Source organism: uncultured Litoreibacter sp., assembly GCF_947487515.1.
Taxonomy (GTDB): Bacteria; Pseudomonadota; Alphaproteobacteria; order Rhodobacterales; family Rhodobacteraceae; genus Litoreibacter.
Window position 1 is genome coordinate 476,322 of sequence record NZ_CANKWO010000001.1, and the last position, 23,377, is coordinate 499,698.

At 57.3% G+C, this 23,377-nt stretch carries 24 protein-coding genes and 1 tRNA gene; 15 read left to right on the top strand and 10 right to left on the bottom strand.

Annotated elements, in window-relative coordinates; all coding sequences use genetic code 11:
- Positions 1–87 precede the first annotated feature (87 nt).
- Positions 88–984, top strand: coding sequence for a hydrogen peroxide-inducible genes activator (locus Q0746_RS02275; protein ID WP_298256782.1), 897 nt, complete (start codon positions 88–90; stop codon positions 982–984).
- Here the strand turns inward: Q0746_RS02275 and Q0746_RS02280 are convergent.
- The 4 genes from Q0746_RS02280 to Q0746_RS02295 form a co-directional block, all read right to left on the bottom strand.
- Entirely contained in the window at positions 981–1,631 is a 651-nt protein-coding gene (locus tag Q0746_RS02280; RefSeq protein ID WP_298256784.1) for a DUF3726 domain-containing protein, read from the bottom strand. The two genes, Q0746_RS02275 and Q0746_RS02280, sit on opposite strands and share 4 nt — an antisense overlap.
- Positions 1,628–3,328 (bottom strand): hypothetical protein, encoded by a 1,701-nt coding sequence (locus tag Q0746_RS02285; protein WP_298256786.1) that lies wholly within the window; start codon positions 3,326–3,328, stop codon positions 1,628–1,630. Before Q0746_RS02285 ends, Q0746_RS02280 begins: the two co-directional genes overlap by 4 nt.
- A 32-nt stretch (positions 3,329–3,360) precedes the next feature.
- Positions 3,361–4,332 (bottom strand): membrane dipeptidase, encoded by a 972-nt coding sequence (locus Q0746_RS02290; RefSeq protein WP_298256788.1) that lies wholly within the window; start codon positions 4,330–4,332, stop codon positions 3,361–3,363.
- 116 nt (positions 4,333–4,448) lie between these two features.
- Entirely contained in the window at positions 4,449–4,901 is a 453-nt protein-coding gene (locus tag Q0746_RS02295; protein WP_298256790.1) for an Lrp/AsnC family transcriptional regulator, read from the bottom strand.
- 120 nt (positions 4,902–5,021) lie between these two features.
- On the opposite strand from Q0746_RS02295, the gene hppD reads away from it, so the two are divergent.
- A complete protein-coding gene (gene hppD, locus Q0746_RS02300; protein WP_298256792.1) occupies positions 5,022–6,125 on the top strand; it encodes a 4-hydroxyphenylpyruvate dioxygenase in 1,104 nt (367 codons plus the stop codon).
- A 9-nt stretch (positions 6,126–6,134) separates the two neighbouring features.
- Here hppD and maiA read toward each other — a convergent pair whose 3' ends face one another.
- From maiA to Q0746_RS02315, 3 genes are read right to left on the bottom strand one after another with little or no spacing between them, the layout of a single operon-like run.
- Complete coding sequence (maiA, locus tag Q0746_RS02305) at positions 6,135–6,749, bottom strand: maleylacetoacetate isomerase (RefSeq protein ID WP_298256794.1); 615 nt, start codon at positions 6,747–6,749, stop codon at positions 6,135–6,137.
- Between the two features lie 12 nt (positions 6,750–6,761).
- The gene (locus Q0746_RS02310) at positions 6,762–7,028 is read right to left on the bottom strand and encodes a hypothetical protein (RefSeq protein WP_298256796.1); all 267 of its coding nucleotides are present in this window, start codon (positions 7,026–7,028) and stop codon (positions 6,762–6,764) included.
- Positions 7,029–7,067: 39 nt separating this feature from the next.
- A complete protein-coding gene (locus Q0746_RS02315) occupies positions 7,068–7,220 on the bottom strand; it encodes a hypothetical protein (RefSeq protein WP_298256798.1) in 153 nt (50 codons plus the stop codon).
- Positions 7,221–7,426: 206 nt separating this feature from the next.
- Between Q0746_RS02315 and Q0746_RS02320 the strand changes: the two genes are divergently transcribed.
- On the top strand, positions 7,427–7,864 hold the full coding sequence (locus Q0746_RS02320) for a MarR family transcriptional regulator (protein WP_298256799.1): 438 nt from the start codon (positions 7,427–7,429) through the stop codon (positions 7,862–7,864).
- 6 nt (positions 7,865–7,870) lie between these two features.
- On the opposite strand, the gene Q0746_RS02325 is transcribed toward Q0746_RS02320, so the two are convergent.
- The gene (locus Q0746_RS02325) at positions 7,871–8,326 is read right to left on the bottom strand and encodes a MarR family winged helix-turn-helix transcriptional regulator (protein WP_298256801.1); all 456 of its coding nucleotides are present in this window, start codon (positions 8,324–8,326) and stop codon (positions 7,871–7,873) included.
- Between the two features lie 73 nt (positions 8,327–8,399).
- On the opposite strand from Q0746_RS02325, the gene hmgA reads away from it, so the two are divergent.
- Genes hmgA through Q0746_RS02350 form a run of 5 tightly spaced genes read left to right on the top strand, consistent with a single transcriptional unit; the run spans position 8,400 to position 13,830 of the window.
- Positions 8,400–9,761, top strand: coding sequence for a homogentisate 1,2-dioxygenase (gene hmgA / locus Q0746_RS02330; RefSeq protein WP_298256803.1), 1,362 nt, complete (start codon positions 8,400–8,402; stop codon positions 9,759–9,761).
- 10 nt (positions 9,762–9,771) lie between these two features.
- Positions 9,772–11,028 carry a fumarylacetoacetase gene (fahA, locus tag Q0746_RS02335; protein ID WP_298256805.1) on the top strand — a complete coding sequence of 419 codons (1,257 nt, stop codon included), beginning with the start codon at positions 9,772–9,774 and terminating at the stop codon, positions 11,026–11,028.
- 12 nt (positions 11,029–11,040) lie between these two features.
- Complete coding sequence (locus Q0746_RS02340) at positions 11,041–11,991, top strand: MBL fold metallo-hydrolase (protein ID WP_298256807.1); 951 nt, start codon at positions 11,041–11,043, stop codon at positions 11,989–11,991.
- 22 nt (positions 11,992–12,013) lie between these two features.
- Positions 12,014–13,636, top strand: a complete 1,623-nt coding sequence (locus Q0746_RS02345; protein ID WP_298256809.1) for an FAD-dependent oxidoreductase — start codon at positions 12,014–12,016, stop codon at positions 13,634–13,636.
- Between the two features lie 2 nt (positions 13,637–13,638).
- A complete protein-coding gene (locus tag Q0746_RS02350) occupies positions 13,639–13,830 on the top strand; it encodes a DUF2783 domain-containing protein (protein WP_298256812.1) in 192 nt (63 codons plus the stop codon).
- Positions 13,831–13,841: 11 nt separating this feature from the next.
- Here Q0746_RS02350 and Q0746_RS02355 read toward each other — a convergent pair whose 3' ends face one another.
- The gene (locus Q0746_RS02355) at positions 13,842–14,528 is read right to left on the bottom strand and encodes a D-lyxose/D-mannose family sugar isomerase (protein ID WP_298256813.1); all 687 of its coding nucleotides are present in this window, start codon (positions 14,526–14,528) and stop codon (positions 13,842–13,844) included.
- Between the two features lie 142 nt (positions 14,529–14,670).
- Between Q0746_RS02355 and Q0746_RS02360 the strand changes: the two genes are divergently transcribed.
- The 6 genes from Q0746_RS02360 to Q0746_RS02385 are packed head-to-tail and all read left to right on the top strand — an operon-like array spanning position 14,671 to position 22,013.
- Complete coding sequence (locus Q0746_RS02360; protein WP_298256815.1) at positions 14,671–15,741, top strand: substrate-binding domain-containing protein; 1,071 nt, start codon at positions 14,671–14,673, stop codon at positions 15,739–15,741.
- Positions 15,738–17,084: an ABC transporter substrate-binding protein gene (locus Q0746_RS02365; RefSeq protein WP_298256817.1), complete on the top strand. Its 1,347-nt coding sequence runs from the start codon at positions 15,738–15,740 to the stop codon at positions 17,082–17,084. The genes Q0746_RS02360 and Q0746_RS02365 overlap by 4 nt, the downstream gene beginning before the upstream one ends.
- A gap of 58 nt (positions 17,085–17,142) precedes the next feature.
- Positions 17,143–18,435, top strand: a complete 1,293-nt coding sequence (locus Q0746_RS02370; protein WP_298256819.1) for a sugar ABC transporter permease — start codon at positions 17,143–17,145, stop codon at positions 18,433–18,435.
- The gene (locus Q0746_RS02375) at positions 18,432–19,664 is read left to right on the top strand and encodes a carbohydrate ABC transporter permease (protein ID WP_298256821.1); all 1,233 of its coding nucleotides are present in this window, start codon (positions 18,432–18,434) and stop codon (positions 19,662–19,664) included. Before Q0746_RS02370 ends, Q0746_RS02375 begins: the two co-directional genes overlap by 4 nt.
- Positions 19,665–19,667: 3 nt before the next feature.
- A complete protein-coding gene (locus Q0746_RS02380) occupies positions 19,668–20,939 on the top strand; it encodes a hypothetical protein (RefSeq protein ID WP_298256823.1) in 1,272 nt (423 codons plus the stop codon).
- A gap of 21 nt (positions 20,940–20,960) precedes the next feature.
- Positions 20,961–22,013 carry an ABC transporter ATP-binding protein gene (locus Q0746_RS02385; RefSeq protein ID WP_298256825.1) on the top strand — a complete coding sequence of 351 codons (1,053 nt, stop codon included), beginning with the start codon at positions 20,961–20,963 and terminating at the stop codon, positions 22,011–22,013.
- Positions 22,014–22,140: 127 nt separating this feature from the next.
- Here Q0746_RS02385 and Q0746_RS02390 read toward each other — a convergent pair.
- Positions 22,141–22,230: transfer RNA gene (locus tag Q0746_RS02390), tRNA-Ser, on the bottom strand.
- 194 nt (positions 22,231–22,424) lie between these two features.
- Here Q0746_RS02390 and Q0746_RS02395 point away from each other — a divergent pair.
- The gene (locus Q0746_RS02395; RefSeq protein WP_298256827.1) at positions 22,425–23,363 is read left to right on the top strand and encodes an SPOR domain-containing protein; all 939 of its coding nucleotides are present in this window, start codon (positions 22,425–22,427) and stop codon (positions 23,361–23,363) included.
- The last annotated feature ends 14 nt before the right edge of the window (positions 23,364–23,377 follow it).

The following is a 23,377-nucleotide window of genomic DNA, read 5'->3' on the forward strand; positions in this document are numbered from 1 at the left end:
TTGGGCATCAATATCTGTGATCCGATATACGTCGCCCAATCCATAGTTAAAATTTGTATTTTCTAATCACATCTATAATCTACGCCTATGAATCAAATCACCCTCAAGCATCTTCGATATTTTGAGGCCTTAGCCCATCACACCCACTTTGGGCGGGCCGCAGATGTCTGCGCGATCTCGCAGCCGGCACTCTCGGTGCAAATGAAAGAGTTGGAGCGCATTCTCGGTGCTCCGCTGATCGAACGCGGCGCCCGACAGATCCGTTTGACCAAGCTGGGGGAGGATTTTGCGGCGCGCGCGCGTGATGTATTGAGGTCCGTGGACGAGTTGGGCGATCTGGCCCGCGCCTCCAAAAATGACCTATCCGGCCCCTTCCGCATCGGCATTATTCCGACGATTGCACCCTATTTGTTGCCCGCCTTTGTCAAATCTCTGGCCGCGCACCACCCTGAGGTCGAACCCCACCCCCGAGAGGCGATCACGCAGCGTCTTATCCACGATCTATTGGATGGCCGCCTTGACGCGGCCATCGTCGCCTTGCCTATCTCTGAACCCTCGTTGACGGAAGTCGCGCTGTTTGATGAAGACTTCATATTGGTGCGCCCCCAATCCGACGCCAATAAGCCGGTTCCAAATGCCGAACTTCTGGCCGAAATGCGGCTGCTGCTGTTGGAGGAAGGCCATTGCTTTCGCGATCAGGCCTTGTCGTATTGCAGCCTGTCCTCTTCAACCCCACGTGATCTGATGGAGGCCAGCTCCTTGTCGACATTGGTGCAAATGGTGGGGGCCGGTATCGGGGTCACCTTGATCCCCGAAATGGCCGTCGCGATTGAAACACGGTCGGCGGATGTATCGGTGGCACATATGCCCGCGCCTGAACCTTCGCGCACCATCGGAATGGTGTGGCGCAACACAAATCCGCTGGCGGAGCATCTGTTCGATATTGCCGAGTTGTTCCGCGCAATTGGCACCGCCAAACGCTAGTCGTTGTCCCCCTCACCAGCCCCTGCGCCCAAACGGCGCGATGCCTCGGTCGCGGGGGCATAGGTCAGTTGCGCATAGGCCGTCAGCCGCGCCCAAGAGGCGGAAGAGACGATGCCGCGTTGAGCAGGAAACTTGGGCAGACCCCGAGGAGGTGCTTGGCATTTGCAGGTCAGCTTGGGGGCAATTCCATCTTCCATTTGCCCGCTCGCCTCATTGGGAAAAACGCTGAAACCATCAGTGCTAACTGAGCGGTCCCCCCACGCCACGCAAACGGGGGTAGACAGCCGCACAGCCGCCCAAGCCGCAAACGGCACGACAAGAAGCGGATGCGCCACCTGTTCCAAGGTGAACGTCTCCCCTCCCTGTAGTCGCGCCGCACAATCGCTGATGGCTGCTCCACTCGCCAAAGGGCAAAGCACCCCGTCGGCCGCGCGCCAAATCCCGTCCAACGACGTCGGCGCCAATTGTGCAGGCGATTTGCGCGTATTTAGATCCAGCACATCTGCAAAAGCCCCTGCCCCCGAAAACCCGAAGGACGTCAACCAGCGCAGGGCCTTTCCCGCCTCTTCGGACATGCCCCATGACAGCCCAGCTCCGCGCGCCGCACGCTTGGCAAGGGCATCAATTTCGTTCAAGGAATAGGTCATGCGCCCCTCGCGTCCAGTGGCGGATAGACCCAATCATCTGCGTTGCGGACGCATAATTCCTCGGGGTATGGCGCGTTCCCGAACAAACAGATACGCACCCAGCGATCCGACCTAGGGTCAAAATGCGTCGCCCCGAAAAACGATAACTTGCACCGCAACATGTCGATCGGCAGCAGCGCGGCCGAGATGGTATTGTCGCGGATTTCCGCATAGGGCGCGCGGTCAACGATCTGGGTGCGGCGCACCATGTGGCGATGGGCAGGATGGGCCCGCAGAAACTCTGCCAAAGAGGTATCCGCGCCCCATTCGCGCAAAGCATCAAACAAAGCGCTGGCATCACGACCCGGCGCCAAAGGTTGCTCATAGGGGGCGATTGGCTCGCTGAAGCGTTCGCCCAAACGCGGTTCCAGCTTTTCTTCGGAGACATACCATGCCCGCGCGCAGCAGGCCTTATCGGCCCAATCGATAGTCATGGCCCACGCATAGTCCCGCGCAAGGATATCGCGCAGCGCCCCCACAGTCATTGCGCCATCGATACTGACCGGCCCGACCTCATCGTCCGACATTTGCGCGCAAAGGTCATCCACCAAGGCGCCGTAGGGCTCCAACATCACAGAGGCCAAACATTCTTGCGCATCAATCCCAAGTTGCGCAGCCGCCCAATCAAACAAGCCGTCCCACGGGTGATCTTGCGACAAATCTGCCCTCTCCAGATGCCGCGACAGTCGCGCCAAATCACCTCGAAGGGCCGTCAGCTTGTCAATTTGGATCGGATGCGCCGACTGCCATTGATCCGCCGATAGGATCACCCGCGCAACCAAATCCTGAAACATCGCCACCTCTTGGGAAGAGGCTTTTCGCACCGCCCTTACCCGTGCAAGCGCCGTCTCACGCGCGGCGATCCAATTGTGAAACAACGTCGGATGGTTCAGCAAGAACGGGGCCATGCCAAGGCCGGTGGAATTGCCAATGCCAATGCTGCGGGCAATTGAGCGGTCCAGCTGCACCGCCGCATCCCCGCCCCGCATTTGGGCCATATGTTGCACAAGGTCGCGCACGAAAGCCCGCGTCAAAAACACCGATAGCATTTCGATCTGGAACGGGGCTGCGAACTCGGGCCGCGCAGCTGTGGCTTCGCGGTCCGCGGCACCTAGTTTGCCAGACCCGTATACCGCCGTGGTGCGCATCAAATAGCCGACCTGTGCAATCATCGCCTGATCCGGTTGCTGCCCCTGCGCCAACCGCGACACCACATGTTCCCACAACCGCACCGAGCGGTTGGCGCGGGACACCGAGAGTTCTGACCGACGCACCCGCCCAGCTTCCTGCACGGGAATATTTTGACGCAAACGTTCAATGTCGTCTTGTGTGGGAACCCCGTCAAACAGGGTAAATGTGCTGTCCCAAGCCTGCGCAATCACGCGGTCAGACCGCTGATCTGCGGGCAAATCATGTGCGAAGGCCACAAGCGAATAGCTTCGCTCGGGCGTATGCGCACAATAGACCGCATGCCCAACCCCGCGTGCATCCACCGCAAATTCGGGGCGTGTGAAGGTCCACCCCTGTGCCGCCATTCGGCGGGTGAGAATACGCATGAAGGACAGACGTGACTGATGAAACGAGCCCAACCTCTCTAGCCGCATGACCGTGTTCGGGTCGCGCAGCGCAAATGTTTTGCGAGGGTGTTGCTGTGCCATCTCTGCGCCCTTTCTCCCGAGATCGAGGTTTTCTACATGGGCCGGAAGCCCTCAGCGTAGAAGCGATGCCAATTGTCTCCCATAATGCCCGCGACCTCTTGAGGGGCCATACCGACCTTCCGCAACCCTGCTTCTAGGGTGTCAAAATCGCGATTGTCGCGGAACCAACTGGGCATCGGCGGAAACCCCGGGGCCGCCGCCGAGCCTTCGCCGAAGTCCATTTCCTTGCTCCAGCGCCCGACCCGCATCCATTCGACAACGCGATCGGGTTGATCCTGACACAGGTCCGAGCCAATCCCCAAATTCTGGGTCCCAAACTTATCAGCGGTGCGCGCGATCATCTCGCAAAAACTATCAAGCGTGCAGTCCGATTTGCCCTTCAGGTGGTGAGGGTAGATCGAAAACCCAAGCATGCCGCCATTTTGTGTCACCGCGCGGATCACGTCGTCTTTTTTGTTGCGCAGCGCCGGAGACCAGTCGTGAGGGTTGGCATGGGTTATGGCGATTGGGCGCTGAGATATATCCGCCGCCTCTATGGTCGAGCGATCCGCAGAATGGCTCATATCCACCACCAACCCCACACGGTTCATTTCCCCGATGACTTGCTTTCCCATACGGGTAATTCCGGTGTCCTCAGCCTCGTAACAACCTGTCGCCAACAAGGATTGATTGTTATATGTCAACTGCATAAAGCGCACACCTAATGTATGAACGATCTCTACCAGTCCGATGTCATCCTCGATGGGGCTGGGGTTTTGGAAGCCGAAGAAAATCGCTGTCCGCCCCGTTTCCTTCGCCAAACCAACATCGCTGGCCCATTGCCCTTTCATGATCAAATCGGGGTATTGCTCGAACCAGCGGTTCCATTGCTCAAGGTTCAGAACCGTTTCGCGAAAGTTTTCGTGATACGCGATGGTTACATGCACTGCATCAACACCGCCCTCGCGCATCTGACGAAAGATTTTCTCGGACCAATTGGCATATTGAAGATTGTCGATACGCATCAAGTCCCCCTCTTGGGTGCAGGGCTGGCGAACGGGAGGTGCGGCATGGCTTGATCCTTCTACAGCTGCAAAACCTTGGGGCATATTCCGGCCCCGATCAAGCCCGCCCGTAACGGCTAGGCGTCTTTCAAACCCTGCAACACGATGTCGGAGCGCACCTGCGTCACATTGGGAAAGGGCAGCAGGCGTTGATGGATGAATTCCGCAAAAGATTTCAGGTCTCGGGTGACGACCATCAAAATGTAATCCGCATCCCCTGACACCGAATAGGCGGCCTCTATCTCGCTGCTGGCCGCAACGAACGCGTTGAAATTGCTTGCGTTCGGGCCGCTATGAGACTGCAAATTGATCCGCACGACAGCCCGCATACCAAGCCCCAAGGCCTCATTGTTCAGCTTCGCACGATACCCCTGAATGACCCCGTTTTGCTCTAGCTTGTTTCGCCTGCGAGAGCATTGCGACGCAGAAAGCGCCACCTTCTCGGAGAGCTCGGCATTCGACAAGGCACCATCTCGCCCCAATGCGTTCAAAATCGCGACATCAAACTCATCAAGCTTTATCTCGGTCATATTTCACCCCATTCATGCAATATTCACGCATATCTTGGGCAAAATGCGGCCAAGTTGCAACCAACATGCATGAGCGCTGCCCTACCCTTTGCATAACAGGGTTTTATTGAAGGAGTCCCCATGGGGCCGTTTCCACATGACGCGCAGCGCGCAACGATCACAGATGCCAATCCAGCAGGCACCGACGGGTTTGAATTTGTTGAATTCGCCCATCCCAACCCCGATGAATTGCGCAGCCTGTTTGCATCCATGGGCTACACCCATGTGGCAAACCACAAAACCAAATCGGTCGAGATATGGCAGCAAGGCGACATCACCTATGTGCTCAACGCCGAGCCGAAGACCCATGCCGCCGCCTTTATCGAGAAACACGGGCCCTGCTGCCCGTCCATGGCGTGGCGGGTCGTCGATGCACAGCACGCCTTCGACTACGCCATCAGCAAAGGGGCCGAGGCCTATGAAGGTGACGGCAAGTTGATGGATGTGCCCGCCATTGTCGGCATCGGCGGGTCCTTGATCTACTTCATCGACCAATACTATGAGGCCAGCCCCTACAACGCGGAATTCAACTGGATCACCAACGCACATCCCGCAGGCGTCGGCTTTCACTACCTCGACCATCTGACGCATAACGTTTTCAAAGGAAACATGGACAAATGGTTCCAGTTTTACGGCAAGCTGTTCAACTTCCGCGAAATTCGCTTCTTTGACATCGAAGGAAAATTCACCGGCCTCATGTCGCGCGCTTTGACCTCGCCGTGCGGGCGCATTCGCATCCCAATCAACGAGGATCGCGGCGAGACGGGCCAGATCGTCAACTACCTGAAAAAGTATAATGGCGAAGGCATCCAACACATCGCGGTTGGCGCCCATGACATTTACGCCGCCACAGACCAGATCGCCGAGAATGGTGTGAAGTTCATGCCCGGCCCTCCAGAGGCCTATTACGCCCTATCCAGCCAACGCGTCGTAGGCCATGCCGAACCCTTGGATCGCATGAAAAAACATGGCATTTTGATAGATGGCGAAGGCGTGTTGGACGGCGGCGAGACCAAAATCCTGCTGCAGATCTTCTCAAAAACCGTCATCGGGCCGATCTTCTTCGAGTTCATCCAGCGCAAAGGCGACGACGGATTTGGCGAGGGCAATTTCAAGGCCTTGTTTGAATCCATCGAAGCCGAAGAAATCGCCAATGGCGACTATGGAGATGTCGAAACTGCATAACGATAGGGCTTATTCTGGATGGGCGGCGACGAAGGCAGGAACCCTTTGCGCCGCCCTTTCTGCGGCACATATTCGCGGGCAATCATCATAAAGAACCCCCCATCGGTTGGCATTATAGAGCTGCGGGATGAGACAAATATCCGCCAAAGACGGGCGTGCGCCTGTGCAAAAAAGCCCCTGCCCGAAGCCCTTAGACAAAGCCTCAAATGCCAATAGACCGGGCCGGATAAACCGTTGCATCCATTGACGTCGCGCAGGGTCTTGGCCCCCCGTTGCCTCCTGCACCACTGACAAATTGCACACCGGATGCACATCGACCGCCAAACCATAGGCCAGCGCGCGAACCTTCGCCCTTTGCAAGGGCTCATCTGGCAAAAGCCCCAAACTGCGGGTCGCATCAAGGTATTCAATGATCGCAAGAGACTGCGTCAACCGGTGCCCGTCAATTTCCAGAACCGGCACCAACCCTTGCGGGTTCCGCTCCATATGGGCGGGTGATTTGTGGTCTTTTTTCAACAAGTTGACCGTTTCTACGCGGTACTTTACCCCCGCCAATCCAAGCGCGATGCGCACGCGGTAACTGGCCGACGACTTGGGATAATCCCATAAAACAACGTCAGTCATCCACGTGATCCTTTACAGCGCATCGGCCTCAGCACACCAAGGCCAGCGAAAACTGAGCGGATCGAAACCTCTGGCGGATTGGTGCGCAACACGAAGACATTCAATCCAATCGGCGGAGAATTCAGGCTGATCTCGGTCAACTCGAAGCCCTCCCTTTATCGGGTTGTTAAACACGTAGCCTGCCACAACATCCAAGGTGATGAGCATCATCATCGCCACTAAGGTGACGCCGCCGCCAACCCCATAAACCGCACGAATGCAGGCAAAACTTGACGACATGGCCCACACCTGCGGTATCGCTTGCGGCTTCACGACGGGTTATTCCGCAGCTTGTGCGCGCAAGTCAGCCAAATCATCCCATCGGTCGCCATTCCTCACCAGTTCTTCGGCAAAGGCCGCGCCGGACGTCAGGGAATAAGCAAAGGCAGCGCTGCCCAAAAAGCGGGTCATGGATGAGTTTTGATGTGTCATATTTTCCTCCCAGAAAATGTCGCCACTTGGGATCTCCAAGCAGAAAATTCAGTTTCATTTGAAACTTAATTCAGGTTAGTTTCAGATGAAACAATGTCAACATCAATTTTCCACGTCCATGAAATTGCTTTAAAGCTCTTGAAAAATAAGGCAGTTAATCAGAACACCTTGAAGCACTCCCGCTTTGATGCAACCTCGGATTCCGCATGCCCCTGCAGCTAAACGCCTTCCTCCCCTACCAGCTTCGCCGCACATATGCCGCGATCAACCACTGCCTGTCAGAGGTCTATGAGGGGCGATATGAACTTACTCAGCCGGAATGGCGGGTCATGGCGATTGTTGCTCGGGACATGGAAATCACCAGCACTGACATCGCCGCGGCCGCCACCATCGACAAAGTCGCCGTCAGCCGTGCGGTCACCCGCCTTGAGGCCAAAAATCTTGTGGAACGCATCCCAAACCAAAACGACGGGCGCAGCATGTTGCTGACCCTATCGCGCGAGGGCCAAGCGATTTACGACAAAATGTCCGCCGAGCTGCTCAAGGTAGAGGCACAATTGATGCAAGGCTTGAAACCAGAGGAGCGCGACGCGCTTTTGCGCCTTCTCGCGACACTTGAAGCCAACGCCAACACCATTGCATAGCCCGCCTCAAGGTTGGGTTTTCGCGGCGTCCAACCCGCTGATCTGACGCAAGCAGCGCTTCAAAGCATCAATGTCAGCCGCCGGAATGTCGCGCGCAAGATATTGGTCAAAGCGGCTCGCCTCTTGGCGCAGGTCCCGATAGGCCCGTGTTCCGGTCTCCGTCAGCTTCAAGGCTTCTTGGCGGCGGTCTTTTTCATCTTCGGTTCGGGTTAAAAACCGTTTGACCTCCAAGGCACTAACTGCGCGGCTGATCTTGGTTTTGTGGATTTGCGCGCGCTGGCAAATCTGCTTGGCGGTCATTTCCCCATATCGCCCGAGGTGAAACACCACCCGCCATTCGGTCTGCAGCATACCGTATTTGGCTTTATAGTAGGACTGGAACCCCAGACTGGACGCCTCGGCCGCTTGGTTCAGCAGATAGGGCAGAAAGTCCTGCAAATCGAATTCGTCATTTTTTGTCATATTTCACATTAGCCGTTGTTAGTTACAAAAGCAACTAATATTGAGGTTATCAAGAACTGAAAAGGATAGTTTGATGAACACGGACGTTACTGCCCATGGCCTGCAAAGCGCCGCAACCCCCACTGGAACAACAGAAGGCTACATGCCAGGGTTTGGCAATGACTTCGAGACCGAGGCCTTGCCCGATGCCCTTCCCCAAGGCATGAACAGCCCGCAAAAGGTGAACTACGGCCTCTATGGCGAACAACTCAGCGGCACCGCCTTCACCGCCCCCAGCCATCAAAACGAACGGTCATGGTGCTACCGCATCCGCCCCTCGGTGAAGCACACCCACCGGTTCGAAAAGATCGACGTCCCCTATTGGAAGTCCGCCCCCCATGTGGACCCAGACCTTATCTCACTGGGGCAATACCGCTGGAACCCTGTCGCCCCTACCGAAGACGGCCTGACATGGATTACCGGCATGCGCACCATGACCACCGCGGGTGATGTAAACACCCAAGTCGGAATGGCCAGCCATGTCTACCTTGTGACCGACAGCATGGTTGACGCCTATTTCTATTCTGCCGACAGCGAGCTTCTGGTCGTCCCGCAAGAAGGTCGCTTGCGGTTTTGCACCGAGTTGGGTGCCATCGACATCGAACCGCAAGAAATCGCGATTCTGCCGCGCGGGCTTGTCTACCGCGTAGAGGTCTTGGACGGCCCCGCACGCGGTTTTGTGTGCGAAAACTACGGCCAGAAGTTTGATCTACCGGGGCGTGGGCCAATTGGCGCCAATTGCATGGCCAACCGCCGCGACTTCAAAACCCCTGTTGCGGCCTTTGAAGACCGCGAAGTGCCCTCCACCGTGACGGTAAAATGGGCGGGGCAATTTCATGAGACCAAAATCGGACACTCGCCGTTGGATGTGGTCGCATGGCATGGCAATTACGCGCCCTGCAAATACGATCTACGCACCTACTGCCCCGTCGGCGCCATCTTGTTCGACCACCCCGACCCTTCGATCTTCACCGTGCTGACCGCCCCCTCGGGTGTTGAGGGCACAGCGAACATCGATTTCGTGCTGTTCCGCGACCGCTGGATGGTGGCCGAGGACACCTTTCGCCCGCCGTGGTATCATAAGAATGTCATGTCCGAGATGATGGGCAACATCCATGGCATCTACGACGCCAAGCCCGAGGGGTTCATTCCAGGCGGCATGTCGCTGCACAACATGATGATCCCGCATGGCCCAGATAAAGCCGCCTTTGAGGGCGCATCCAACGCCGAGCTTGGCCCCGAGTATCTGGCCAACACCATGTCCTTCATGTTCGAAACCCGCTTCCCGCAACATCTAACCCAATTTGCCGCCAAAGAGGCCCCCTTGCAGGACGACTACATCGATTGCTGGGCCGACCTTGAAAAGAAATTCGACGGCACCCCCGGCAAAAAGTGAGATCACAAACATGACCCTTATGAAAAGCTGGGTGGCCTCGGCCAACTCTCCTGACACGCAGTTTCCACTGAACAACCTGCCTTACGGTGTGTTTTCCACCAACGGCACAGAGCCGCGCTGCGGCGTGGCCATTGGCGACATGATCCTCGACATGGCAGCCTGCGAAGCAGAGGGGCTCATCACGTTGGATGAAGGGGGCGCATTCGATCTGCCCTGCTGGAACGATGTGATGGAGTTGGGCCCCGAGGTTTGGAGCCAATTGCGCGCACGGCTGATCGCGCTGCTAAAGGAAGACGCGGCAGAGCCCGAAGCGGTGGCCCCCTTCCTTGTGGCGCAGGCGGAAGCCGATCTGCATATGCCCCTGCTGGTGTCCGAATTTACCGACTTTTACGCAGGCAAGCATCACGCGATGAATGTCGGCACAATGTTTCGCGGCCCCGAGAATGCGCTGCCGCCGAATTGGCTCCATATCCCTATCGGCTATAACGGACGTGCCTCCTCTGTGGTGGTGTCCGGCACGGATGTGGTCCGGCCCAACGGGCAAACCAAAGCCCCCGACGCGGATATGCCGTCCTTTGGCCCCTGCAAACGTCTGGATATTGAACTGGAAATAGGTGCAATCGTGGGCACATCCAGCGCCTTGGGCCAGCCGGTCAGCGTGGCGCAGGCAGATGCGATGATCTTCGGCTATGTGCTGCTCAACGACTGGTCCGCGCGCGACATTCAGGCGTGGGAGTATCAACCTTTGGGGCCTTTCCAAGCCAAGGCCTTCGCCACGTCGATCAGCCCTTGGATCGTCACAAAAGCCGCGCTGGAGCCATTTCGCACCACCACGCCCGAGCGCGAAAAAGACCTGCTGCCCTATCTGCGGGAACCCAGCCCGATGCTCTATGATATCGACCTTTCGGTCACCATGGCACCAAAAGGCCAAGCTGCCACAACCATTGCACGGACCAATTACAATCAGATGTATTATTCTGCCGCACAGCAACTGGCGCATCACGCCTCTTCGGGCTGTGCGATGACATCTGGCGATCTGTTGGGGTCAGGCACCATCTCCGGCCCAGAAAAGTCAGAACGCGGCTCCTTGCTGGAAATGACATGGGGCGGCAAAGAGCCGATAACCCTCGCGACGGGCGAGACCCGCAGTTTCATTGAGGACGGCGATACGCTGACGCTAAGCGGCGCGGCGCAAGGCGACGGCTACAAAATAGGCTTCGGGAGCTGCATCGGCACGATCACCCCCGCCGTCAAATTTCCCGAGTAAAGGACGATCACCATGGCAAAAGCATTCGCATCACAAGGCGACATGACCGAAAAGAAAATCACCTTTGACGAGGTGGGGCGTGACCTTTGGGCGTTCACGGCCGAGGGCGACCCCAACTCTGGCGTTATCATCGGCGACGAAAGTGTCATGATCGTCGAGGCGCAGGCCACCCCGCGACTGGCAGAGCAGGTTATTGAGAAGGTGCGCTCGGTCACCGACCAACCCATCAGCCATCTTGTGTTGACCCATTACCACGCCGTGCGCGTGTTGGGGGCATCGGCCTATGGCGCCGATCAAATCATCATGTCCGACGTCGCACGCGGCATGGTGGAGGAACGCGGCCAAGAAGATTGGGACAGCGAATTCCAACGGTTCCCGCGTCTGTTTGAGGGGCATGAATCCATCCCCGGATTGACCTATCCAACCACCACATTTTCCGACAGCATGACCGTCTACCTTGGCAAGCGCCGCGTCGATATCAAACACATCGGGCGCGCTCATACGGCGGGGGATGCGGTGATCCATGTCCCCGATGAAAACGTCATGTTCACCGGTGACATCGTTGAAGATCACTCTGCATGTTATTGTGGTGACGGGTATTTTGGCGACTGGGGGCAAACGCTCGACAATATTGTGGCCTATGATGTGGACGCAATCGCCCCCGGTCGTGGCGGGGCGTTGGTTGGCAAAGAGGCCGTGACCCGCGCAATTGAAAGCACCCGTGATTTCGTCGAAAGCACCTACGCCCCTGCCGCCCGTGTGGCGGCCCGAGGTGGCTCGTTGAAAGAGGCGTGGGACGCGGTTCGCGCCTCATGCGACCCAAAATTCAAAGACTACGCCATCTATGAACACTGCCTGCCGTTCAACGTCAGCCGCGCCTACGACGAGGCGCGCGGCATCGCTCACCCGCGCATATGGACGGACAAACGCGATCTGGAGATGTGGGCGGAATTGCAAGGCTAGTCGCTGATTTAGGAGGCTTGTTATGGTTGCCGAAAGATATAAAACCGAATTCCAGCTATACCCCTATCAAAAGGTCCCGGGCCAGTCGGGCGCTGTTCAACGCCACCCCGTTGTCATTGTGGGGGGCGGCCCGATCGGGCTGGCCCTTGCATTGGACCTTGGGCAAAAAGGCACGCCCGTGCTGCTTCTCGACGACCATGAGGGCGCTGGGCTGGGCAGCAAAGCCATCTGTTTTGCCAAACGCACGCTTGATATTGCCCACCGCCTTGGGGCCAGCGGGCCAATGGTCGACAAAGGCGTGGTTTGGAATGTCGGCAAGGTGTTCCACGGTGAAAACAAGCTTTTTGACTTCAACCTCTTGCCCGAAGAGGGCCACCGGAACCCCGCCTTCATCAATTTGCAACAACCCTATTTCGAGCAATTCTTGGTCGAGGAAATCCGCAACGCTCAAAAGCAAGGTGCACCGATCGAGATCCGCGGGCGCAACGCCGTTGTCGATTTGACCCCCTATGACGATCACGTCCGGTTGACCGTCGATACCCCTGACGGGGAATACCATCTTGAAGCCGATTACCTGATTGCTTGCGACGGGGCGCGCTCTTTGGTGCGCGAAAAGATGGGCCTGACATTTGACGGGCGGATGTTCGAAGACAACTTCTTGATTGCCGACGTCAAAATGAAGGCAGATTTCCCAACGGAGCGTTGGTTCTGGTTCGAGCCCCCCTTCAAGAACAGTGGCCAATCCGCCCTGCTTCACAAGCAGCCCGACGATATCTGGCGCATTGATTTCCAGCTTGGCTGGGACATCGACCGCGAAAAAGAGATGCAGCCGGACCGCATACGCGCGCGGGTGGACGCCATGCTGTCCAGCCAGTCAGGCAGCATTCCAAACTACGCATTGCACTGGACATCGATATACACCTTCCAATGCCGCCGGATGAAATCCTTCCGCCATGGGCGGGTGCTATTCGCTGGCGACAGTGCCCATCAGGTGTCCCCCTTCGGTGCGCGCGGGGCCAACTCGGGGGTGCAAGACGCAGAAAACCTCGCTTGGAAACTGGATTTGGTTCTCAAGGGCATCGCACCCGAGGCGCTGCTCGACAGCTATGCAACCGAGCGCGAATTCGCAGCCGATGAGAATATCCTCAACTCGTCGCGGGCCACAGATTTCATGACCCCCAAAAGCGGAATATCCCAGATGTTTCGAAACGCGGTCCTAGACTTGGCAAGCCGCCACGACTTCGCGCGACCATTGGTGAATTCCGGCAGGTTATCAGTGCCTTGCACCTATGACGGATTTGCACATTTCGGCCCCGACGCCCTGCAGGGGCCTGCAGTGACACGCCCTGGCGCCCCTTGCGTCGATGCGCCGGTCGGGGACGGGTATGTGCTCGACAAACTCAAACAGGGCTTCGTCATACTTGCCCTAGGCGGCGACCGCCCCCAAACTGTGCGTGCCTGTGGCGTGACCCCGCGGGTGGTTCATATTGCGGCCCCCTCGCCTGAACTGTCGGCGCGGTATTTGGGATCGGCGGGTCATGCGATCTATCTGATCCGGCCCGACCAACATGTGGTGGCCCGCTGGGCCAGCTACGACCCCAAAGCCATCGCGCAAGCGCTATCGACAGCCATCGAAGGAGCGTAGAAATGCCCCTAACCCTATCTGCGAATATCCCCGACCCCGACGGGTTCTATGACGACCTTCTGCAGGCCCATGACGGGTTGAGCGACGCTGAAAGTCACGCGCTCAACGCACGTTTGGTGCTCATATTATGCAACCACATCGGGGATCGAACCCTGTTGCGAGACGCGATAGACGCGGCGAAAACGACGCGGTAAGTTTTGCCCCCTCACGCCAACCAAGCAGAGTAATCGCTGACCAAAAGATGCCGCGGTTCAACATCTTCCTCTATCTTGGCAAAACGCCCGATGGGGTCGCGAAAGATATTGTCCGTTTCATCATCATTCACGGTGGAAACCTCACCGATCAATACGTCCCCGCCGTCGCCCCAAAACGCATGCCAGTCGCCCGGCATCAAGGTCACACTTTCCCCGGGAGCCAGACGTAGCTTTTCACCTGCAGCGAAGTCCCGCTGAATGCCGTCGCAAAAGACAGACCCGCCACGATCTTCGGCAAAATTCCCTTGCGCGTCGGAGCCGAACAATTCCACCATCAAAGTCGCACCGCCGCGGTTGATGATGTCCTCGGCCTTCAAGACATGGGTATGCATGGGGCTCAGTTGATCCTGCTTCGAGATCAGCAGTTTCTCGGCGTAGCACATGCCGCCTCCGCGCTGAAGATCGGCCAAACGCCCGTTGCGCAGGGTAAACAAAAACAGCCCCATTTGATCGTAATCGCCCGCCCCATAGTCGGTGATATCCCAACCACAACGGGCCTCAATCACATGTCTTGCAACGTCCTTTCGGGCTTTAAACGTGCTTGGGGTCCAATAGGCAAATGGCGGCAAAACAAACCCGTGAGACCGCATCAGCTCATCTGATTGCGCGATAATTTCATTGATCCGAGAACGTTTCATAAGGGCGGCTTCTTCCGTGAAAAGGCTCCAATTGGCACGACACACAGGCATAATCCGAATCCGCCGTTTCGCAAAACTAGAATATTTTCTTGCGCTCCGAAACCGGTTTCGGTTAGCGTTTTGAACATCAGGGGAGGATTCTATGTCCAGCAAGCCAGTCAGCTTGAAGGTTTTAGCCGCGCATCTTGGCCTAACGGTCGGGACGGTGAGCCGCGCGTTGAATGGCTATGCCGACATCAGCCCCGCCACCCGCAAGCGTGTGCAAACTGCGGCGAAAGAATTGGGATATCGTCCCAATCAAAATGCGCGTCGACTGTCCATCGGCAGCCCCGAAACGGTCGGGTATCTAATGCCCCGCCTCAACCACTCCGGCTCGCAACCCTTTATCGCCCAGTTGCTGCAAGGTCTGGGGGAAGCTCTTGGCAAACGCCATTGGGATTTGTTGGTCACTCACGCGGATTCGTCACAAGACGAGCTAGCCCATATTGAGCGATTGGTTCGCTCGGGCCGCGTGGGTGGACTGGTGATCTCGCGCCCCTTGAAAAACGACCCGCGTATTCGGTTGCTGCAAGATCTGAAATTCCCCTTTGTCGTCCACGGACGCACCGCGTCTTGTGACAATTATGCGTGGTATGACGTTGACGGCGAGGACGCCTTTGTAACCGCGGTGAACCATCTTGTGGCCCTTGGCCACAGCCGTATCGCCTTTGTCGGCGCTCCCTTGCAGCATCAGTTCGCGCAAGATCGCTTGAATGGCTATCAAACAGCGATCAAGGCCAACGGCTTGCCCTTGGATCCTGACCTGATCCAAATCGCTGAATTCAGCGATGACGGCGGCGAAATGGCGACCAATCTGTTGCTGGATTTCGCGCAACCACCAACGGCGGTGGTCTGCATCTCTGACACTGTGGCGCTTGGGGCGCTTGCTGCCCTTCGCGCCCGTGGCCTTCGCCCGGGCATAGATGTGTCGGTCATTGGCTATGACGGGTTGAAATTCGGCAACCACTCCAACCCGCCTTTGACGACCATGGCACAGCCACAAGCCCACGCAGGCCGCCGTTTGGGCGACATGTTGCTGGCGATTATCGACGGCGACGATCCAGCCATGCATCAAGAACTGCAACGCGCCCAACTGCTGCGTCGCAAAACAGACGGGCCCTTGCATTGCGCAAAAGCCCAACAAGACATTTCAAAAAGGGAGGAAATTCAATGAACTACACAAAACAACTAATGACGGGTCTTCTGGCGTCGACCGTGTTGGCGGGGGCCGCAGGCGCGGATACCATCCGTTTCTGGACCATGGAAGTTCAACCAGAGCGGATGGCCGTTCAAGAGGAAATGGCCGCCGGTTTCAAAGCCGCCTCCGGCCATACGGTGGAGATCATCCCCGTCGAGGAATCCGACATTCAGACCCGCGCGACTGCGGCCTTTGCAGCGGGTGACTTGCCCGATGTGATCAATCTGACCGTCAGCCATATTCTGCCCTACTCCGAAGCCGGCTTGCTGGATGCGGGGGCTGCCAGCGAAGTCATGGACAACCTCGGGGTGGACACATTCGCGCAGGGTCCCGTTGGCATGGCAATGTCGGACGGCGAGATCGTCGCCGTCCCCACCGACGGTTGGACGCAGCTGGTTGTCTACCGCTCCGACCTGTTTGAAGCCGCGGGCCTCAAAGCGCCCACAAACTTCGAGGCCATGAACGCCGCGATGGCCAAGTTGCATAACCCGCCGGAAATCTACGGCTTTGTCGCCGCGACCAAGATCGACGAAGGCTACATGATGCAGCTGATCGAACATCTGTCGCTGGCAACGGGGTATTCGCCGGTGAATGCCGATGGCTCGATCAACGAGGACACCACCCATCTGGTAGAGCTGCTCGAGTTGTACAAAAACCTTGTGGCAAACTCCCCTGAGGGTGACCTCTATTGGTCGCAGTCTCGCGAGCTGTATCTTGATGGCAAAGCCGCCATGGTGATCTGGTCGCCTTCAATTCTGGACGAGCTTGGCGGCCTACGCGACAGCGCGCCAGTGACTATCTCGGATGACCCAACAACCAAAGACCTTGCAAATATGACAGGTTTCTCCACGGTCATCTCGGGTCCGGGCAACGCCGATGGCGCGGCCTATGCAGACGTGCGCTACCTTGGGATTACCGCAGACGCCAACACCGGCGTGGCACAAGAGTTCGTCGAATACGTGATGTCCGAAGGCTATGGCCAATGGTTGTCACAAGCACCCGAAGGCAAGTTCCCTGTGCGCCGCGGCAGCAAGGCCAACGACACATCCTTTGAAGCCGCGTGGGCCGGTTTGGACGTGGGCGTTGATCGCAAAGCCCCGCTGGGCGACATCTACCCGCAATCTGTGATCGACGACATCGTGGCAGGCCTGTCAGTGGGCGACCGCTGGGGCGTGGCCGATGGGCAGTTGGCAACGGCCTCCAAGATCGTGAACTCTCAGATTATGTCGCGGGTTATCCGTGAGATGACCGATGGTGATCTAAGCGTGCAAGACGCCGCCGACAAGATTGTAGCCGAGCACAAAGCGCTCGACCTGTAATCCAGACCTTTGGCGGTGCGATTAGTCGCGCCGCCACCTTCCCTATCAGGATAAGTTGATGTCCGCAGATACACCCCCCACCCCTCCGAAAGGACTTGGGCCGCTGGCCAAGCGCGAGATGCGCTTTGCCTATTTGTTGCTGTTGCCGACGTTTCTTATCGTTCTATCCGTGGTGTTGTTTCCGCTGGTCGCCAACATCTGGATCGCCTTCAAACCGGTAACCTTAGGGGATTTGCGCGCGCCATCCATCCTTGTCAACGAGCGCCTTATGGGCAAGTTGAACGCCGCCGGAGACGAAGCCGACATCCGCTACCGCCTGCGCAACTCGTCGCGCAAAAGCCCGATTGCAGACATCAGCATGGCAGACGTTCTGCCCGCCACCTTAGACGTTCTGGATGTTGACGAGCGCTGCACGTTGAGCGGCACCGCCCTTCGATGCAACTTCGGTGATTTCGCCGCGGGTCAGCGCGAAGATGTCCTTTTGCGCGTTGCCGCCACACAGGCCTATCTGGACGCTCCGACAAATATCAAAGACACGGATGCGGCGTTCACCTTCACTCCCGAAAACATCCTGACCAATAACAGCTTCACCTTGGAAAATTTCCGCAAGCTGTTCAACGCCTCTGACTTTTGGCAGGTCCTTTGGGCCTCTCTCTACTACACAATTGCGGGAACTGTGGGGGCATTGATCATGGGGCTGTTCGCCGCGCAGTTGATGAATATGGCGTTCCGTGGCCGCAGCTTTTTGCGTGGGCTGTTCCTCTCCCCTTATGTGGCCCCTGTCATTGCCGTGGCTCTGGCGTGGGTGCTGCTTCTAGACCCGGGCCCCGGCGGCACGCTGAATGCCTTGTTGATCCAGTTGGGCGTCATCGACGGGCCGATCAGCTTTTTGGGTCAAAGGGTGGCTGAACTCAATATCCTTGGGCTCAGCTTCAACTTCCCCGTGGCCCTTACCGTGGTGATCATCTTCGAGGTCTGGCGCTACTTTCCGCTGGCTATGTTGTTCATTCTTGCCCGAATGCAATCGGTATCGACGGACATCTTTGAGGCCGCCGAGATCGACGGCGCCACCCCTATTCAACAGTTCCGCTTCATCTCGCTTCCTCAATTGATGGGAATTATGGCGGTGTTGTTCCTGCTGCGGTTCATATGGACCTTTAACAAATTCGACGACATCTTCCTGCTGACCGGCGGGGCGGCTGGTACGCGCACTTTGACGGTGAATGTCTATGAGCAGGCCTTTGCGGTCTCCAACTTGGGCGCAGGGGCGGCGGTGGCTGTGGTCGTGTTCATGATTTTGCTGTTCTTCTCGTTCATCTTCTTCAAATTTTCACCGGAGGATGAGGCATGAGCCGTTTCGGCAATATTTTCTACCTGTGCTTGCTGTTCGGTGCGCTTTGGGGGGCAATTGCCACGGTGTTGGTGACGCTGCTGGCACTGTTTATTTCAGGGGAGGCCTTTCAGCCGCAAGTCACCGCTGGGGCTGTGGCGGGGGGCCTCTCGGGGGGGCTTTTGACAGCGCTGCCGCCTGCGCGTCGAAGCAAAGGCATCATCGCCGCCTGCGGGTTGGTGTTTGTCATCGTGTTGACTGTGGCCTCTGGCGCACTGCCTTTTGGGCAAGCGATGTCGGTTTGGTCGATTGGTCAGTTGATCTTCATCGTCATAACCGCGTGGTCCACGGTTCACGCCACCCATCTCACGGCTTTGGGCTTCGGCCCGACCCGCGAACGACGCTACAACGTCGAAGTTATTTGCCTGCGCTTCCTCAAAGGCATTGGTCTGGTGGCATTTACCATCGCCGTGGCCCTGCCCTTTTTCGTCATGGTCATGATGAGCCTGAAAAACCAGCAATTGCTGCTGTCCAACCCGTTGGATTTCTCCTTGAATTTTGGCCAAGGCGCCAGCGCGTTGTTTCGCAGCTACATCGAGTTGTTCACCCAGTATCACTTTGGCAGCTATTTGCTGAACTCGGCGATGGTGTCTGTGGCAACCGTGTTGATCACGCTGTTCTTCGCCGTCCCCGGAGCCTATGCGGTCGCGCGCCTGAAGTTTCCGGGGCAAAACTTTTTGTCGCGGTCAATCTTGCTGATCTACATGGTGCCGATGATCGTTCTGGTCATCCCACTTTATGCCATCTTTAGCCAATTGGGGATGCGAAACACGCTGTGGGGGTTGCTGCTGGTCTACCCTGCAACCACCATCCCCGTGGCCCTGTATATGCTGCAAGGTTACTTCCGCGGAATTCCCGCAGAGCTGGAGGAAGCCGGTCTGATGGACGGGTTGTCGCGGCTGAATGTGATCCGCAAAATCACCTTGCCGCTGGCACTTCCTGCCATGGCCTCGGTGGCGCTCTATGTCTTCATGATCGCGTGGAATGAGTTCCTCTTCGCCTTCATGTTCCTTGACAATGTCGACCTCTACACCCTGTCGCGCGGCATCGCAGAGCTGAACTCCTCAGAGGTGCCGCGGCAACATCTGATGGCAGGCGCTGTCATCGCGACGGCTCCGGTGCTGGCCTTGTTTTTATGGTTCGAACGCTTCCTCGTCGCCGGCCTGACGGCTGGCAGTGTGAAAGGATAAACTATGTCATTGAAGCAGACCGCAATCGATACCCTGTCCAAGAACGACCGAGGCAGATTCACCATCCCGACTGAAGGGCTGTACCCCTATCAGTGGAACTGGGACAGCGCCTTCATTGCCCTCGGCCTCGCGACCTATGATATGGAACGGGCATGGGCAGAGATCATCTCCCTGATCGAGGGGCAATGGCCCGACGGAATGATCCCCAGCATCATCTTTAGAAGCGATGACACAGATTATTTTCCGGGCCCCTCTCGCTGGGGCAATACTTTGGGAAGCACCCCGTCTACGGGCGTATCACAGCCTCCGGTTTTGGCCACGATCGTGCGCCAGATCACCGAAGGCCCGCAGGGGGCTGCACGCCGCGCCGAGGTCTTCGACCAGATTTTTGCGTGGCACAAATGGTTTCACGAGGCGCGCACCGTCGATGGCATCGTGGCGACCGTCCATCCGTGGGAGACGGGGCGCGACAATTGCCCCGAATGGAACATCGGGCTGGACCTCATGCAAGTCGCCCCCGATTTGCCCCCCTATACGAGGATGGACAATAAACACGTCGATCCCAGCTTCCGCCCTACCCAAGAGCAATACGACAAATATCTCACCATCGTGCATTTTGGCGACAGCATCGGCTGGGACCAACGCAGATTGACCGATGAAGGCCCGTTCCTGATGGCGGATCCGAACATCCACTTTGTGCTGCTCCGTGCGGATAAAGACCTTCTGGCCATGGCAACCGAGATGGGCAAACCTGCGGACATTCGCGACCAGATCAGCGCGTGGATCGCCAAGGGCGAAGCCGCCACGGATTATCTTTGGAGCGACGACCTCGGTGCCTTTGTTGCGCGCGACATTCGCAGCGGTGCCTTCTCCACCGGCTTTAGCAATTGCAGCGCCCTATGTTTTTACGCCGACAGTGGTACGCACATGCAAAGGGCACGCACGATCGAGAACCTGAAGCGCATCGCCGGCAAGGTCGAACATCTTTTGCCAAGTTGGGATCCTGATGCGGACGGCTTCGAGGCACAAAGATATTGGTGCGGCCCCCTCTGGCCCCAGATGAACTACATGACCGCACGTGGCTTGGACGAGCAAGGAGAGGCCGAGCTGGCCATGCAAGTTCGAAATGGACTGTGCGATGCCATCGAAAAATCCGGCTTTTGGGAATGCTTCAACCCCCTCACCGGCGCTGGCTGTGTTGGGTCCAATTTCTCGTGGACAGCGGCGATCTGGCTGTCTTGGCAACATGAAACCAAGCTCGAAGGCGTGGCCTAGGCCGAATAAAGGATACGAAATATGGGGTCTATCAGCCTGAAATCAGTCGAAAAATGGTTTGGCGACGTTCAAGTCATCAAAGGCATCGACTTGGACATCCAAGATGGGGAGCTTGTTATCTTCGTGGGCCCTTCCGGCTGCGGGAAATCCACATTGCTGCGCATGATTGCGGGATTGGAAGAAACCAGCCGCGGACAGATAATGCTCGATGATGTTGAGGTGACCCATAAGGTGCCGTCCGAACGCGAACTGTCGATGGTGTTTCAGTCCTACGCGCTTTATCCGCACCTCAGCGTGGCGGAAAACATGGGGTTCGCCCTGAAAACTGCGGGGGCGTCCAAGGCTGAAATTGAACAAAAAGTCAACCGTGCCGCCGATATTCTCAAACTTGATGCCTACATGAACAGACGCCCGAAAGACCTGTCCGGCGGGCAACGCCAACGCGTCGCCATTGGACGTGCAATCGTGCGCAAGCCTAAGGGCTTTTTGTTTGACGAGCCTCTGTCCAATCTGGATGCCTCTTTGCGCGTGGATATGCGGTTCGAGATCGCCCGCCTTCATAAGGCGCTGGAAACCACGATGGTCTATGTGACCCATGATCAGGTCGAGGCCATGACCCTCGCGGATCGGATCGTGGTGCTCAGGGACGGCCTAATCATGCAGGTTGGCACCCCGCGCGAGTTGTATGAAAAGCCCGACAATGTCTTCGTCGCGCAATTTATCGGCAGCCCGAAAATGAACCTGATGCCCTGCACCGTTCAGAAAGGAAATTTCGCCTTGGCTGGCGGTCGTGGTGGCGCGCTAGGGTCGGATCAGCGCAACGCCGCGGTTCAACTCGGAATCCGCCCAGAACACATCACCGTCACCGAGGCAGGCACGGGGCATTGCGACGGGGTGGTTCAAGTCAGCGAATATCTTGGGGCCGATTTCTTTCACTATGTAGATTGCGGCCCGCTGGGGCTGCTGACGATCCGAACCTCCGGAGCCTTCCCAGACATTGAAGGCAAGACGGTCGGGTTAAACTTTGAGGGTGAAAACCTGCATTTCTTCGCCGCTGACGGCCGCGCTTTGTAGCGGTCCGTCTCGGCCCAAGGATCGGGGGCAGCGCGTGCCCTCGCATTGCGCTGCACCGGCGTTCACCCTGAATTCAAAAGAAAAGGCCGCCCAAGGCGACCCAATCAAAGCGACCACAAATCGGTGGTGGCGGAGGAACAGGGATTCGAACCCTGGGAGGACTTTCACCCTCGTCGGTTTTCAAGACCGGTGCATTCGACCACTCTGCCACTCCTCCGACGCACAAGGACTTACCCGCCTCTTTTTGATTCTGGAACCCCTTGGTTTGACACAATAGATCACGCCAAATTTCGCCGATGATGCAACGGATTGCTTTGCAACATGCAGATTATTTAATAGGGTGCGCATGAACGGGCGCCCATATTCTGGGTGATCTTGGAAAATGTCACGAAAAGTGGCACGGAATGCACCATGAAAGGTGCGGCGGGCAAAGGCAGTATTATGGGGCAGCAGCATATTATGACACGAGCATGGCGAATTGCGTTACTGTTGGGAGCCACGGCGGCACTTGCGGCCTGTGAAGACAGTCAAGGTTTTGATTTCTTGAAGAAAAAAGATACCGCTGAGACAAGTGCAATCGACGCGAAAGCAGTGGCCAACGGCCCGACAACCGAGCGTGAAGTCGAAGCCCCAGACGTGTTTCAAGCCAGCGAAGACGGGCTTTGGGATGGACGCCCCTCCCTTGGTGGCGTGTGGGTCGCCTACCCCGGCGTGAAAGACCCAGAGCGGGTCGTGATCCGCAACCTGTCCAACAACAAAACCGTAATCGGAGCCCTTTTCCGTCGCGAACGCGACAATCCGGGGCCAAAATTGCAACTCTCATCAGACGCGGCGCAAACGCTGGGAATGATCGCCGGTCAGCCCACAAAAATGACGGTCACAGCCTTGCGCACCGAAACAGTGCCAGTGGCCGCCCCTGCGATCTCGTCGCCGGCGGGGACCGAAACCCTGCCCGCGCCAGACGCCATCGAAGCAAAATCGCTGGACCCGATCAGCAAAGCCAAGGCAGCCCTTGATAAAACCGCGAAAGCCAGCCCTGCGCCGGCAGCCACAGCGGCTCCGGTACCAGCGGCGAAGCCTACGCCCGCCGCGGCCCCTGCGCGCAAATCTTCGAGCTTGTCCAAACCGTTCATCCAGATCGGCATTTTCTCGGTTAAAGAAAACGCCGACAACACCGCAACCTCCCTCCGCGGGATCGGCATTTTGCCAGCGGTCAAAAAGGGATCAAGTCAGGGCAAAGACTTCTGGCGCGTGATCGTCGGGCCATCGGGCTCCTCCTCCGAGCGCGCAACACTACTGAAGAAGGTAAAAGAGCTGGGCTTCAACGACGCCTATTTCGTTACCAACTAGACACATATAACCAA

Excerpts from the sequence above, each read along its gene's own strand:
- Q0746_RS02275 (WP_298256782.1), top strand. The coding sequence starts at position 88 with ATGAATCAAATCACCCTCAAGCATCTTCGATATTTTGAGGCCTTAGCC.
- Q0746_RS02380 (WP_298256823.1), top strand. The coding sequence starts at position 19,668 with ATGTCATTGAAGCAGACCGCAATCGATACCCTGTCCAAGAACGACCGA.
- Q0746_RS02355 (WP_298256813.1), bottom strand. The coding sequence starts at position 14,528 with ATGAAACGTTCTCGGATCAATGAAATTATCGCGCAATCAGATGAGCTG.
- Q0746_RS02290 (WP_298256788.1), bottom strand. The coding sequence starts at position 4,332 with ATGCGTATCGACAATCTTCAATATGCCAATTGGTCCGAGAAAATCTTT.
- hppD (WP_298256792.1), top strand. The coding sequence starts at position 5,022 with ATGGGGCCGTTTCCACATGACGCGCAGCGCGCAACGATCACAGATGCC.
- Q0746_RS02360 (WP_298256815.1), top strand. The coding sequence starts at position 14,671 with ATGTCCAGCAAGCCAGTCAGCTTGAAGGTTTTAGCCGCGCATCTTGGC.
- Q0746_RS02295 (WP_298256790.1), bottom strand. The coding sequence starts at position 4,901 with ATGACCGAGATAAAGCTTGATGAGTTTGATGTCGCGATTTTGAACGCA.
- Q0746_RS02315 (WP_298256798.1), bottom strand. The coding sequence starts at position 7,220 with ATGACACATCAAAACTCATCCATGACCCGCTTTTTGGGCAGCGCTGCC.
- hmgA (WP_298256803.1), top strand. The coding sequence starts at position 8,400 with ATGAACACGGACGTTACTGCCCATGGCCTGCAAAGCGCCGCAACCCCC.
- Q0746_RS02375 (WP_298256821.1), top strand. The coding sequence starts at position 18,432 with ATGAGCCGTTTCGGCAATATTTTCTACCTGTGCTTGCTGTTCGGTGCG.
- Q0746_RS02280 (WP_298256784.1), bottom strand. The coding sequence starts at position 1,631 with ATGACCTATTCCTTGAACGAAATTGATGCCCTTGCCAAGCGTGCGGCG.
- maiA (WP_298256794.1), bottom strand. The coding sequence starts at position 6,749 with ATGACTGACGTTGTTTTATGGGATTATCCCAAGTCGTCGGCCAGTTAC.
- Q0746_RS02310 (WP_298256796.1), bottom strand. The coding sequence starts at position 7,028 with ATGTCGTCAAGTTTTGCCTGCATTCGTGCGGTTTATGGGGTTGGCGGC.
- Q0746_RS02385 (WP_298256825.1), top strand. The coding sequence starts at position 20,961 with ATGGGGTCTATCAGCCTGAAATCAGTCGAAAAATGGTTTGGCGACGTT.
- Q0746_RS02285 (WP_298256786.1), bottom strand. The coding sequence starts at position 3,328 with ATGGCACAGCAACACCCTCGCAAAACATTTGCGCTGCGCGACCCGAAC.
- Q0746_RS02370 (WP_298256819.1), top strand. The coding sequence starts at position 17,143 with ATGTCCGCAGATACACCCCCCACCCCTCCGAAAGGACTTGGGCCGCTG.
- Q0746_RS02325 (WP_298256801.1), bottom strand. The coding sequence starts at position 8,326 with ATGACAAAAAATGACGAATTCGATTTGCAGGACTTTCTGCCCTATCTG.
- Q0746_RS02320 (WP_298256799.1), top strand. The coding sequence starts at position 7,427 with ATGCCCCTGCAGCTAAACGCCTTCCTCCCCTACCAGCTTCGCCGCACA.
- Q0746_RS02350 (WP_298256812.1), top strand. The coding sequence starts at position 13,639 with ATGCCCCTAACCCTATCTGCGAATATCCCCGACCCCGACGGGTTCTAT.
- Q0746_RS02365 (WP_298256817.1), top strand. The coding sequence starts at position 15,738 with ATGAACTACACAAAACAACTAATGACGGGTCTTCTGGCGTCGACCGTG.
- Q0746_RS02340 (WP_298256807.1), top strand. The coding sequence starts at position 11,041 with ATGGCAAAAGCATTCGCATCACAAGGCGACATGACCGAAAAGAAAATC.
- Q0746_RS02395 (WP_298256827.1), top strand. The coding sequence starts at position 22,425 with ATGAAAGGTGCGGCGGGCAAAGGCAGTATTATGGGGCAGCAGCATATT.
- Q0746_RS02345 (WP_298256809.1), top strand. The coding sequence starts at position 12,014 with ATGGTTGCCGAAAGATATAAAACCGAATTCCAGCTATACCCCTATCAA.
- fahA (WP_298256805.1), top strand. The coding sequence starts at position 9,772 with ATGACCCTTATGAAAAGCTGGGTGGCCTCGGCCAACTCTCCTGACACG.